The 12,213-nt window shown below is 59.0% G+C and carries 15 protein-coding genes; 10 read left to right on the top strand and 5 right to left on the bottom strand.

Translation table 11 applies throughout. From position 1 onward, the window contains the following. Positions 1–408 precede the first annotated feature (408 nt). Genes E8A46_RS04860 through E8A46_RS04845 form a run of 4 tightly spaced genes read left to right on the top strand, consistent with a single transcriptional unit; the run spans position 409 to position 2,828 of the window. The gene (locus E8A46_RS04860) at positions 409–1,098 is read left to right on the top strand and encodes a ParB/Srx family N-terminal domain-containing protein (RefSeq protein WP_291558207.1); all 690 of its coding nucleotides are present in this window, start codon (positions 409–411) and stop codon (positions 1,096–1,098) included. A 1-nt stretch (position 1,099) separates the two neighbouring features. Beyond that, on the top strand, positions 1,100–1,690 hold the full coding sequence (locus E8A46_RS04855; protein WP_291558203.1) for a site-specific DNA-methyltransferase: 591 nt from the start codon (positions 1,100–1,102) through the stop codon (positions 1,688–1,690). Further along, positions 1,687–2,256 (top strand): DUF5681 domain-containing protein, encoded by a 570-nt coding sequence (locus E8A46_RS04850; protein ID WP_291558201.1) that lies wholly within the window; start codon positions 1,687–1,689, stop codon positions 2,254–2,256. Before E8A46_RS04855 ends, E8A46_RS04850 begins: the two co-directional genes overlap by 4 nt. Beyond that, the gene (locus tag E8A46_RS04845) at positions 2,253–2,828 is read left to right on the top strand and encodes a DUF5681 domain-containing protein (protein ID WP_363251096.1); all 576 of its coding nucleotides are present in this window, start codon (positions 2,253–2,255) and stop codon (positions 2,826–2,828) included. The genes E8A46_RS04850 and E8A46_RS04845 overlap by 4 nt, the downstream gene beginning before the upstream one ends. A gap of 255 nt (positions 2,829–3,083) precedes the next feature. Here the strand turns inward: E8A46_RS04845 and E8A46_RS04840 are convergent, their stop codons facing one another. Together E8A46_RS04840 and E8A46_RS04835 are read right to left on the bottom strand one after the other, a co-directional pair. Continuing rightward, on the bottom strand, positions 3,084–3,254 hold the full coding sequence (locus tag E8A46_RS04840; protein ID WP_291558196.1) for a hypothetical protein: 171 nt from the start codon (positions 3,252–3,254) through the stop codon (positions 3,084–3,086). A 115-nt stretch (positions 3,255–3,369) separates the two neighbouring features. After that, positions 3,370–3,546: a hypothetical protein gene (locus E8A46_RS04835; RefSeq protein WP_291558194.1), complete on the bottom strand. Its 177-nt coding sequence runs from the start codon at positions 3,544–3,546 to the stop codon at positions 3,370–3,372. A gap of 612 nt (positions 3,547–4,158) precedes the next feature. Between E8A46_RS04835 and E8A46_RS04830 the strand changes: the two genes are divergently transcribed. The 4 genes from E8A46_RS04830 (at position 4,159) to E8A46_RS04815 (ending at position 6,031) form a co-directional block, all read left to right on the top strand. Continuing rightward, positions 4,159–4,392, top strand: a complete 234-nt coding sequence (locus E8A46_RS04830) for a hypothetical protein (RefSeq protein ID WP_291558191.1) — start codon at positions 4,159–4,161, stop codon at positions 4,390–4,392. A 94-nt stretch (positions 4,393–4,486) separates the two neighbouring features. Next, a complete protein-coding gene (locus E8A46_RS04825; protein WP_291558188.1) occupies positions 4,487–5,209 on the top strand; it encodes a Crp/Fnr family transcriptional regulator in 723 nt (240 codons plus the stop codon). Between the two features lie 129 nt (positions 5,210–5,338). Next, positions 5,339–5,545, top strand: coding sequence for a hypothetical protein (locus E8A46_RS04820; RefSeq protein ID WP_291558185.1), 207 nt, complete (start codon positions 5,339–5,341; stop codon positions 5,543–5,545). Between the two features lie 333 nt (positions 5,546–5,878). Beyond that, complete coding sequence (locus E8A46_RS04815) at positions 5,879–6,031, top strand: hypothetical protein (protein WP_291558183.1); 153 nt, start codon at positions 5,879–5,881, stop codon at positions 6,029–6,031. Between the two features lie 429 nt (positions 6,032–6,460). Here the strand turns inward: E8A46_RS04815 and E8A46_RS04810 are convergent, their stop codons facing one another. Continuing rightward, positions 6,461–7,648 carry a helix-turn-helix domain-containing protein gene (locus E8A46_RS04810; RefSeq protein WP_291558182.1) on the bottom strand — a complete coding sequence of 396 codons (1,188 nt, stop codon included), beginning with the start codon at positions 7,646–7,648 and terminating at the stop codon, positions 6,461–6,463. A 166-nt stretch (positions 7,649–7,814) separates the two neighbouring features. Here E8A46_RS04810 and E8A46_RS04805 point away from each other — a divergent pair, with 166 nt between their 5' ends. Together E8A46_RS04805 and E8A46_RS04800 are read left to right on the top strand one after the other, a co-directional pair. Next, positions 7,815–9,401, top strand: coding sequence for a hypothetical protein (locus E8A46_RS04805; RefSeq protein WP_291558180.1), 1,587 nt, complete (start codon positions 7,815–7,817; stop codon positions 9,399–9,401). A 31-nt stretch (positions 9,402–9,432) separates the two neighbouring features. Beyond that, positions 9,433–9,804 (top strand): hypothetical protein, encoded by a 372-nt coding sequence (locus E8A46_RS04800; protein ID WP_291558177.1) that lies wholly within the window; start codon positions 9,433–9,435, stop codon positions 9,802–9,804. 160 nt (positions 9,805–9,964) lie between these two features. Here E8A46_RS04800 and E8A46_RS04795 read toward each other — a convergent pair whose 3' ends face one another. Both E8A46_RS04795 and E8A46_RS04790 read right to left on the bottom strand, forming a co-directional pair. Further along, positions 9,965–10,963 carry an ABC transporter substrate-binding protein gene (locus E8A46_RS04795; protein ID WP_291558175.1) on the bottom strand — a complete coding sequence of 333 codons (999 nt, stop codon included), beginning with the start codon at positions 10,961–10,963 and terminating at the stop codon, positions 9,965–9,967. 438 nt (positions 10,964–11,401) lie between these two features. Beyond that, a partial coding sequence (locus E8A46_RS04790; RefSeq protein WP_291558171.1) for an IS110 family transposase occupies positions 11,402–12,213 on the bottom strand: 812 nt, incomplete at its 5' end.

Below are 12,213 nucleotides of genomic sequence, written 5' to 3'. Positions count from 1 at the left end.
GGATGGTGGTGTGCGCAGTCAGATACGAACCGGTCTCCAAGCCCACTTCCCTGGAGACGGGGGAATAACAGGGAATTTTCTGAAAATTTCAGGCCAAAACAGGCTTTCGTAGGGCTGACGGCCGTGGGCCATCGGAAATTCCAATGTGAGCCGAGGCAGTTGCAGGATCGTCCACGCACTTTCCTGTTATTCCGCAAAACAGGCGCTAGAAACGCAAAACAGCCAGAGTGAAGCGCAAGATCAGGCACTAGAATCCGCCGAACAGGTAGTGGCCCGCGGACTCGAATCGCACCGCGGCGGGGCGAGCCAGACACAACGGACAAGCTCGGTTTTTGGACTGCTCCTGTCGATGCGGCGTGGAAAGGCAGGCTAACGAAGAGTTAGGTTTTCACCCGCACCATTTCTGCCATGAAAAACGCATCCTCGATTGCAGTCGCTTCGCGGCTGGCCGTCACCTACCGCGCGATCAGCGACCTTATTCCCGATCCGCGCAATGCCCGCACCCATCCGAAGCGCCAGATTGATCAGCTTCGAGCATCCATCGAGGAGTTCGGCTTCACGAATCCGATCCTTGCTGATCCCGGAGGCCGAATCATCGCGGGCCATGGCCGGCTTCAGGCCGCGCGGGCAATGGGGATTTCTGAGGTTCCAACCATCATCCTGCCAGGGCTCTCGGAGACCCAGAAGCGAGCGCTCCGGATCGCCGACAACAAGATCGCGCTCAATGCCGGCTGGGATTTGGAGATCCTGCAGTCGGAACTGGGCGAACTTGCCTCTCTCGATGTCGATATCTATCCTACTCTGACTGGCTTCTCGACCGGCGAGATCGATGTGATTCTCGCGTCAAGTGCCGACCCGGATGACGAGGTCATCCCACCTGTTCCGGCAACACCACGAACGAAGCCAGGAGATATCTGGATTCTCGACGATCATCGGATCGGATGTGGCGATTCTCGCGATGCGGAATTTTTGCAGCGCGTCATCGGCGAGGGGGGACGTGTCGATGCGGCTTTCCTCGATCCGCCATACAATGTGAAAATGGGGGGGGCATGCGGTGTCCGCCGGGCGCCATCGCGAGTTCGCGATGGCGTCAGGTGAGATGAGCGAGTCGGAGTTCCGCACGTTCCTCGCCGACACGCTGGGCGCCGCGGCGCGTTGCTCCCGCAATGGCGCCGTCCACTTCGTCTGTATGGACTGGCGACACATGGACAGCGTCTCGGCAGTCGGTAGCGCGGCCTATGGTGAGCTCCTGAACCTGTGCATCTGGAATAAGTCAAATGCGGGAATGGGATCACTCTACCGATCCAAGCACGAGCTAGTCTTCGTCTACCGGGTCGGGACGGCACCCCACCTCAATATGGTCGAGCTGGGCAAACATGGCCGGAACCGCACCAACGTCTGGGATTACGCCTCCGTAAATTCTATGCGGGGCAGCCGGCGGGAGGATCTAGCCTTGCATCCAACGGTCAAGCCGACCGGGCTGGTTGCCGATGCGATCCAGGATGTGACGCGGCGTGGCGATCTCGTGCTCGATCTTTTTCTGGGCTCCGGAACGACACTCATGGCAGCCGAGCGGACTGGACGACGCTTCCGTGGGCTCGACATCGATTCGGCCTATGTCGATGTGGCGATCGAGCGCTGGTCAGCCCGAACGGGTCTTGAGCCGCGTCTCGAGGGGGCGGCGTCGTGAGCGACAAGTCCCGTTCACGCTCGGCACCGAACCCCGGCTGGTTCGCCAAGGGCCGCAGCGGCAATCTCAAGGGACGTCCAACCTCCTCGCGTCCTTCGCATACCTCCGCACTCGACGTCGTGGTAGAAAAGACTCTCACAGTAGCCCACCAGGGCGGCACGCGGGAGATAACGATGGAGGAAGCGCTGCAGCAGCGGACTTATCGCGATGCTGTGGCAGGCAAACGCATGGCTCAGCGCGAAGTTCTGAAATGGATCATGAAGCGCGAGGTTTGGCTGGCGAAGCATGCGCCACAAGCACCTCGGTCGACGATTACGCGTCACATCTCGCCCGATCCCGACAACGCGGATGCCGCTCTTCTGCTCCTCGGGATCGCAACGCCGAATCCCGCGCGCGCGGACATTGGCGCCGATCGGGCGCAGCTTCTCCTTGAGCCCTGGGCAGCTCAGGCAGCCCTCGGCCGTAGGCGAGGCGGCCAACGCCTGACCGACAGCGAGCTTGATGCGATACGACGGTGCACGCGTAATCCGAACAGTCTGCGCTGGCCACGGGGGACCGACGAATGACGTCGGGAGACAGTCCGCCAGCTGATTCCGAGGAGGGTGACGTTGGATATCGCAGGCCGCCAAGGGCGATGCGCTTTACAAAGGGCCAGAGCGGCAATACGGCCGGCCGTCCCCGCGGGCGTCATCGCGAGGCGCCCTATGAGGCCGTTCTAGGCCAGATGGTGAAAATCCGCGAAGGTGGAGCCGAGCGTCGCGTCACGGCAGCCGAGGCCTTCCTTCTCCAGCTCACGAAACGCGCACTGGAAGGCGACGATGCCGCAGCCCGTGCATCCCTGGCCGTGATCGAGGAAGCGAAGGAGCGCCAAGGCGGACGACAGCCCCGGGTCAGCGTCATTGTCAGGGCTATTGTGGACCCCGGGAGCGTCACATCTGCGCTCGAGCCGCTGCGAATGGCGAGGAAACTCGATCCTTACCGCGAGACTGCACGGATGGCCCTCGAACCGTGGCTCGTCGAGGCCGCCTTGGCCCGCCTTGATCGGATGCTCAGTCCCGCCGATCAGCGAATCGTCGTGAAGGCCACTCGTACACCTCGCAAGGTCAGATGGCCCAAATGGTGGACCGAAAATCCGTAATCCAAATAGTTTTCGTTCGCTTCAAGCAAGCTGTCGGCCGCGACTTGTCCGCTTCGTCCCGATAGCCGACATGGTCGGCCAGATCAGCCGTTCAACAGGCAAAGGCGATATCGGGGGAGAAGCGGACATCAGAAATCTGCCGCTTGAGGTCTGCTTGGGACCCAGAGCGGACGTCGTGGCACTCGAACTTCGTCCGCGAGGCTGTAACGGGGGCCAGGCTGCCTGCCATCACGCTACCAACAAACGGGGTCACGGCTATTCGGACTTGGGAGCACCTGTTTCAATGAGCCGTTGCCATACGATCGCCAAAAGGCGGTAGGATTCAGCCACATCAGCGTAGCGCTTTTTCAATACCGGTTCGCTGGTCGATCTTGCCAGCTCATCGAACTCGGCAGCCTTCTCCAGGTATTCGGCGACGCTGCGCATGTCCTTGCCCCCAGCGCAAAGCAACGCACATAATAAATTGGTATGGCTTAATAATGAGCAAATGAGAGGAAATAAGAGGTAACCCGCTAGATCGCACCCAGGGCCGACAAACGGGTTAAGGTTGTTCGGGCTTGAGAACACCAGTTTCAACGAGCCGTTGCAACTCGCTGGCCAAGAGGCGGTAGCATTCGGCCACGTGGGCGTAGCGTGTTCTGAGGGTCAATTCGGAGTTCGACCTCGCCAGTTCATCGAACTCGGCTGCCGTTTCCAAATATTCGGCGACGCTGCGCATGTCGTTATCCTCTAGCACCAAGCAACGCGCATCCTAAACGAAAAGCCCGGCGGGAGCGCCGGGCAGATCGCAGTATGGCTAACGGGTGCCAGCAATTTAAATAAGAAGGTAAGCGCCCGCAACCCATGCGCGCAAGGCCTCCGACTTCATGGGGTCTTCTAACCCCTTCACTTTCTTGATTGCGTGCAGCGCGTACTGGCATCCTTCGCAGCCAGGAAATTCAAAAGCACAGAATTCGCCTTGTGACCCGCTGACTGCTCCGTCAGCCGAAGCCATCTCAAATCGACATATAAATGATACTGGCGCGACTTGAACCACAATGCATCCCTATTTTAGGAGACAGTACGACACTCCCGGTCGATGCCTATCGTTCGATGAAGTAAAGCAATGGAACTCGCCGGAATACTTAAAGGCGAGTCCGCTACTAGACATAACTTGCGAAAATAGTTGAGCCACCAGCGTGCCTAGACGGCCCGGCCTGACCGCGCGCCTGATCCCGCTCAACCGGCGCGTAAGCCCGGCTGGCATCGCGGCAGCCTCCATGGGGTCGGAACGTTCAAGCCAGTGAAGGGTTGGAGTCGTGCTATCTGAACGCCTCGTTGGAGCCGAGCGATGCCCCGCTATTTTTTTGATTTTGCTAGGAACGACGAAGTGGCCTCCGATAACGTCGGTTTGACCTTGTTGGATCACCAAGCCGCATTCGAAGAAGCTACGATGGCTTGCGGTGAAATGATCCGTACAATCGACGGTCACTTGCAACCGGGCGATCGCTGGCGGATGGAGGTCACTGACGAAGCGGGCAAGCTCATTTACCGCTTGCTTTTCATGGCGGAGTCTTCTGAGTAGCGGCCTCGCAATTGTCCGGTATCGGACTAGAGATTGGCATGATATAAACTGCCGCCTCACATTGGCGCCAGCCATCAAATGACGGGTCTGTTGCGTGCGGTCAATTCCTACCGGTCCTCTGGACAACAGACTTCTGTCAGCTTTGCCGCGTGCTCAATACAGTCTGTTGGCACCGCACCTGGCGACCGTCTCACTCCCGTCAGGTGCGGTGCTTTTTGAACCGGGCGATCTTGTCAACCACGTTTACTTTCCCCATTCGGGAATGCTGTCATTAGTTGTCGTAATGCGAGACGGGAAAGGAATTGAAACCGCAACGGTAGGCCGTGAAGGTGTCGTCGGTGCAATGGCTGGGCTGAGGACCTATAAGTCGTTTGTTCGAGTGGTTGTGCAGATGCCGACGCATGCAAGCAAGATCGCTTCGGACCGCTTTAGAACTGTTGTCGCAACTAGCGAGCAACTGCGAAATCTCTGCATCGAGTATAATGAAGCCCTGTTATCACAAGCACGCGTGATAGCAGCTTGCAATGCGCTCCACTCAGTTGAGGCTCGATTTTGCCGATGGTTGCTGCAATCAGCAGACCGAGCAAACAGCGATACTGTCGCTCTTACCCAAGAATTTCTGGGAGAAATGCTTGGCGTACGACGGACGTCGGTGACCGCGGTCGGCAAGAAACTTCATGATCAGGGGGTTATTAATTATTCCCGTGGCGTGATTCAGATACTGAACCGCCATAAGCTAGAGCAGATCTCGTGTGAGTGTTACCAAACGCTCTTCGACCAATCTGCGATGCTCCAAAGCACTCTTAGCGAAATCTGAATTACCGTCTTTTGCTGCAACGCAAGCGGTCGTCGCAACTATTTTTGATCGTTGAGTCGGCAAATAGACCGACAATTCTCATTCTTCCTAGGCACAAGTTTTAATTCCTACACGAGTGCGGAGGTTGTGATGGTAGATGGCGTTTTTCAACCAGAAGAACTTAGCTTGTTACGCGATATTTTTGATGAAGCAGTTAGCGACCTGCCAGCCCAAATGCGCACGCCGGTCAATCAAGCTCGTATCGCCAAACAAATACTAGATTGTGCGGCTGTTGGCGAACGTGACCCAATGGAGCTTCGCGCGGCGGCAGCACTTAATGATACACGAGCGGCGTAACCCGCGGATTAGGACACCCGCGCCGACTGATATTCGGCCCTGGATCTCTAGCCACTCGAGAGCGCCCTTTCGGGAACAGGATCGGAGGCGGTTCGTGGCTACCGATGACCGCTTCGGGTCAAACTCAGACCTCGATGCGTATCTGAGCTAGGTCCGTTCATCCCTCAACAACATACATGCTGCGACTCCATCGGCATGTCTCAAACGTGCCAACACCCGACCATCCTGCCGACACTAACAATTTGTGATTGCGGCCGATAATTGACACTCGACATCGTTGTGTATTTGGCGCAGCGTGCGTTTCCCGGCTCACGACCCCTTTAGGAGGTCGATATGCTGCGTTTCCGTCATAACGAAAATCTCGCGATTTTTCAGAAGCTGATAATTGATTCGGAGCGTGATCCGTCGCGAGACGAGGATCGGCACAAAATGCTGCTGCGGCTGCTCGCCGAGGAAGAGGCGAAGGACCAGCCACTAGACACTTAGTTGCTTGCCTGACGCACGACCGGCCCCCTCCGTTGTGCGTAGTGCAAGGCCCGGCACGGTTTCGTTCCCATCACGAAACGAGGCCGTGCGGGCCTTTTCTCGATGCTGATGATCGTCACCGCCGCATCTCGTGCGCCTTCGCATGCGCGCCCCCGAGATCAGAATGCGGCAGTGTAACTGTCCAAACTCGTCACTTGGAAGACGCTGGGGCGGGTCGAAATGAAATATCTTTATAGGTCGCCGACTTCCGAAGTGGGTCAATCGCGCCACTTTGACGGTGCGCGGGCTACTTCCGATCTTCCCCGGTAAGCGGACATGCCAACCGGCTGCGGGGATGTCTCAAACGTGCCAACAGCAGAAGTCGCCACGGTGCGGTACGGGGTTCGTTGAATAGATTTACAATGGAAAATAGGTCGACTCTCCGACGACTCATGCTCGCGGCAGACCAGCGATTTCGAGACCGTCGCCGAGACGGGACATAAAGGCTGGCGTGAACGGCCATGCCTGTCTGGCCTCCGCGATAGTGAGATCGGGATCTTTCCGCATCAGCTGGCGGCCCATGCGACGAGCTTCTCCCCGCTCTCCAGTCAGCGCCGCTGCGGCTACCGCGATTCTTTGCGCCCAAAAAGAACCCGGGGAAGCCTTCACACCGCTCTGCACCCATAGCGCCGCCCGATCATACCGGCCCGCGGCAAAGTGAGCGCACCCCATTCCGATGAAACTGAGATGTCGCAGTGGTTCAAATGGCATGAGATGAAGTGCGATGCTGAGTTCACGGATTGCAGCGTCACTGTCCCCGAAATAGGCCGACATCCACCCGCGACGAATCCACGCGTATGCCAGCCATGGATCAAGCGCCAACGCTCGTTCGAGCCGGCGGTCGGCTTCTTCCAGGCGATGCGCCAACACGAGAGCCCCGCTGCTCAACGTCAGCGTCAGGGCGTCGTGCGGCGCCAGGTCATAAGCCTCCTCGGCGAGCTGGCAGGAGCGCTCTCGATCAAGATCGGGAGTCGCGCTGAAACGGTGGGCCGCGCGCTGCCCCCAGCACCAGGCGGCAATCGCCTTTGGTAACCCGTAAGTGGGGGCCAGCTCCTGAGGGCGGCCCAATTCTTCCAGAGCGGCGCTGCATTGTTTTGGCGCGACCGCGAAGGCAAATGGCAGGGCGCCCAATGTCAATCGAATGGCTTCATCAAGGTCCATGTCGGCGCCGCTTTGCAATGAGCACCTGGCGCGCTGCATGGTCGTTGACGGAAGCTCTCCGAAGGCCTTGCGATAATCGGCTGCGAACCGACCCAACTGGCCGAAGCCACTGCTAAGCGCGACGCCTGTGACCGTGTCCTCCGGACCGGCGTGCAGCATTTCCTGGCGGGCGCGTGCGAGCCGCATCCGGCGTACCCAGCCGAGCGGCGTCGTGCCCAGAAACATCTTGAAGTGCGTCTCCAGCGTCCGCGGACGCACGCCGCTTATCTGAGCAAGCCGTTCAAGCTGGATCGGCTCGGACAGATGGCCACGAAGCCAGCCGAGAGCCCTTACCAGGTCTGCCGGCAACGCCGACGAGATGCCCGGCGCGATAGCCGGATCGCGCAACGCTTCTGAAATTGCATCAGACGCCGACATGGCTGACTTACCTCAGCAGGAGGGTCCAAGCCTGCTGGGCACTATACTCCATTCCCGGCGTTCTCGGCGGGATTTGTATAGCGATGCGGCAATTGCATAGCCTGCCTCAAGCGATCGGCCCATGTAAGACGGTCGATCAAGAATCGGACCGATCAGGAGCTTGATTGTGGTCAAAAAATCATTTGTCGTTACTGCCGTGGTAGCTACCAGCATTTCGCTCGCACAGCCGGTATTTGGACAGTCGGACGACAAGACGCTGGGCAAGGTCCACTTCGAGACATCGTGCAAACCCGATGCGCAGCAGCAATTCGACCAGGCGATGCTGTACCAGCACTCGTTTTGGTACCGGGCTTCGCAGAAGTCTTTCGAGGACGCACTCAAGGCCGATCCTGGATGCGCCATCGCCTATTGGGGCATCGCGCTGAGCCTGCTATACAATCCGCACGTCGCTCCGCCTGCTAAAAATCTTGCGGAGGGTGCTGCGGCGCTTGAAAAGGGTAAAGCCGCGGGCGCAAAGACGCAGCGGGAACGCGACTATATCGATGCGCTCAGCGCTATGTATACCGACTATGACAAGGTCGACCATCGCACGCGTGTGCTCGCGTACCTCAAGGCAATGGAACAACTGGCGCAACGCTACCCCGATGACGACGAAGCGCAGATCTATTACGCTCTCGCCCTCAATGTCGCCGCTTCGCCCGCCGACAAGACGTATGCCAATCAGCTCAAGGGGGCGGCAATCCTGGAAAAAATCTGGGTGCGGCAGCCGGAGCATCCGGGAGTGGCTCACTACCTGATACACCTCTACGATACGCCGGCGCTCGCCGAGAAGGGGCTCGCGGCGGCACGACGCTACGCCAAGGTGGCGCCGGCCGCGGCGCACGCGCAACACATGCCTTCACACATTTTCACCCGGCTCGGCTACTGGCAGGAGTCGATTGCTTCCAACACCGAATCGGGGCGCGTTGCGAGGGAAGCCGGAGATTTCCACGATCAGCTGCATTCGATGGACTATCTGGTCTATGCCTATCTGCAGCTCGGGCAGGACGGGAAGGCTAAGGCCGTCATCGACGACATGACGAAGGTCGCCGGCTTCAGCGAGACCTTCCTTCCTGGGCCGTATGCGTTGGCTGTCTCGCCGGCTCGCTACGTAGTGGAGCGCGGCGACTGGAAAGCCGCAGCGGAGTTGCAGGTCCGCCCCAGCCCGCTGGCAAATGTGCAGGCGATCACCTATTTCGCGCGCGCGCTTGGTGCGGCCCGTTCCGGCAATGCCGAGGCCGCCAAGATCGACATCGCTAAGCTCGTCGAGCTGCGGGACAAGCTACGTGATGCAAAAGACGGCTATTGGTCGGAACAGGTTGATATTCAACGGCAGGTCGCGACCGCCTGGGTACTTTACGCCGAGGGCAAGCGCGACGACGCGCTGATCGCGATGAGCGCCGCCGCCGACGCCGAGGACAAGACCGAGAAGCATCCGGTGACACCGGGCGTGCCCAAGCCGGCCCGGGAACTCTACGGCCTGATGCTGCTTGACAGCGGCAATGCAAAGGAAGCGCTCAGCGCCTTCGAAGCGACACTGAAGAAGGAGCCGAACCGGTTGGGCGCCTTCGCAGGCGCAGCGACATCGGCCGAAAAGACGGGAAACAAGGCCAAGGCCAGAGAGTATTACGAGAAGATTCTCGCGATTGCCGATGGCGCAAATGAAAGCCGAACGGAGGTCGCCGACGCACGCACATATCTGAAGAAGCTCTAAGCGGCGCGGCGCAAGGCCAAGGGAGCCATCAGTGAGAGCGCTTCTTCTGACGATCGGGCTCTGCGCGCTTTTCGCGCCGGCACACGCCCAGCCGCTCGAAATCATCGGATACTCGGGTTATCTCGGCGAATGGGAGTTGACCGCTACCGTCACGGAAACTGCTCCCGGCGGAAAAGAATATTCCGGTCCATTCACAATGAAGCACGTTGGTCTGTGCACTCAGGAAGGCCCGGAGGAAAAGACCGGTGAAATACGCTTTCACATATCCGGCCAACAGCTGGACGCGGTCTTATCGGTCGCCGGGGTTTCGTGCAGTTATGGTGGAAGATTATCGGACGCCTATAACGGGACCCTGAGCTGCGCCGATCGCGAAGCAGTCCCGCTCAAGCTCTGGGTAAAATAGCTGCTGTTAGCCAACGAAAGGCTACCGCCGCGTTCACGTCCGCTCCGGGTCATTAGCGCCGTTTTGACCACCCGCCCGTCACTTCCGGTCTTCCCCGACAACCGGACATCCCCGGTGTTCGTCGGCATGTCTCAAAGGTGCCAAAAAGCGACATCGACGGTTATTCGATCACTTCGTCAGCGCGAGCGAGCAAGTTGGGTGAAACCGTGAGACCGAGTGCTTTTGCGGTCTTGAGGTTGATCGCCAGCTGATATCTGGTCGGCGCCTGTACCGGAAGGTCGGCGGGCCGTTCGCCTTTGAGGATGCGATCGACGTAGTTGGCGGCGCGAGTGTGAATGTCGACGGAGTCAGGGCCGTAGGAAGCCAGACCTCCAGCAGAACAAAAGTATGGAAACGGATATACCGCAGCTAACCGGTAACGCAACATCGCTGCGATCAGCAACGCTCGGTGCTTCACCGCCGACGAGCCGGCGGTAATAATTACACCACCATTAGGTTGTCGGGCGAAGGATGCGATCGTCGGCTCGATACCGTCGGCGTTGCGCGGATCGATCGCAGTCAGCTCGATGCCTGACGAGGACGATGACGAAGCCAAGGCTTGGATTGCAGCAAACTGACCGATTCCGGCAGCGTAAGAAGGTTCGCGAATTACCGCTACGCGCGTCAGACCGGGCGCAAGTTCCTTGAGCAGTTCAAGCCATTTGCCGCTGATGCTGTATTCGAACGCAGTAAATCCAGTTGTGTTGCCGCCGGGGTGCGCCATACTGTTAATGAACCCAGCTCCTATCGGATCGATCACATTCGCAAAAACAATCGGCACGGTGTGAGTGACCTGCTGAAGTGCGGCCACACTTGAACTTGCTGAAGCGAGGATAACGTCTGGCTCTAACGTGACCAGTTCCCGAGCGTATTGAGCATATCGTTCGGCATTATCTGCCGCCCAGCGAGTCTCGGTGTGCAGGTTCGTGCCTTCACTCCATCCCAACCCTTCAAGCGCGTGTGTAAAGCCTTTCACCCGCGCTTGGCCTTCAGGGTCATCCGCTGAAAAGTTCGCAAGGATACCGATTTTACGAATTCGATGCGCCTGCTGCGCAATTGCCGACAGCGGCCGCACGATGGCTGCTCCACCAACGAGCCCGATGAAATCCCGCCGCCTCATGTCCGCCCTCAGATCAGGCTAGGATCGTAACGGCGAACTAGCTAATCCGAAAGGGGCTCGACCGACCGATTTCCGCTTCGGGTCAATCGCGTCGTTTTGACCGTGGGCCGATCACTTCCGGTCCGCCCCAACTCCGGACATTCTCAGCGCAGGTCGGCATGTCTCAAAGGTGCCATGTGTGGACGGCTCCGAGTTGGCAAGAGCTTTTTTCACGTTTTGCAGCATTGGTCGGTGCAGCCATGTGTTCGGCCTTTCAATGCGGCTCACATGACCGCTGGCCATAATGCCCTCCGCGGATCAGGTCCCGACCAACAGCTCGCATTCAAGAATGCTTTGGCACATGTGGGTTGTCCTGATCGCTGGATCGACCGGCTCTGCATTACGTGCTGTTCGCCCTCCCAACCTTCACATCACGCCGGTTGCCCGGCGCGATCTCGTTTATCGCGCAAGCGCGACGGGTTCCTTGTATCGCTCGCCCCTGGCCATCATGGCCCAGACCATTCGCGCGATTTTGTTGGCAAGCGCGATAGCTGCAACCTTGGTCGGCCGCCGCGCCAGCAAGGCCGTGAGCCAGGGCCGATGTTTGGTGCCATGGATCTTGGCGTAGCGGATGACAGAAAGCGCGCCGGCCACAAACAGGCCGCGCAGATAGCGATCACCTTGCTTGCTTATATTGCCGAGCCTGTTCTTGCCTCCACTGGAGTGCTGCTTCGGCACCATACCGATCCAGGCCGCGAAGTTGCGCCCTGATCGGAAGGACTTTGGATCAGCAACGGCAGCGACCAAAGCGGTGGCCAGCACCGGACCGACGCCAGGGACTTCTTCGAGCCTCTTGCTCATTTCGTTGGATAGATGCCAGGCCCTGATCAGCCGGTCGAACTCCAGGATCTGCTCCTTGATCCTTCGCAGTTGAGCCCCGAGTGCCGAGAGACACGCACAAGCTATCTCTGGAACCCGCTTGTCGTTCGGATCGGCGACGACAGCGAGCAGCTCCTCGACACCGTGACGCCCGACCGGCGCAACGATCCCGAACTCGGCAAGATGAGCCCGGATCGCATTGATCACTGAGGTCTGCTGACGGATGAACAGATGGCGCGTGCGGTGCAACACCAGGCCGCTTTGCTGCTCGGGAGTCTTGGTCGGCACGAACCGCATGTTGGCCCTCGTGACCGCCTCGCAAATGGCCTCTGCGTCAGTCGCGTCATTCTTCTGTCGCTTGACGTAGGGCTTCACGTAGGCCGGCGGCATCA

Source organism: Bradyrhizobium sp., assembly GCF_004799445.1.
Classification (GTDB): Bacteria; Pseudomonadota; Alphaproteobacteria; order Rhizobiales; family Xanthobacteraceae; genus Bradyrhizobium.
The sequence above is the reverse complement of the archived record's forward strand: the minus strand, read 5'-3'. Positions and strand labels throughout refer to the sequence as shown.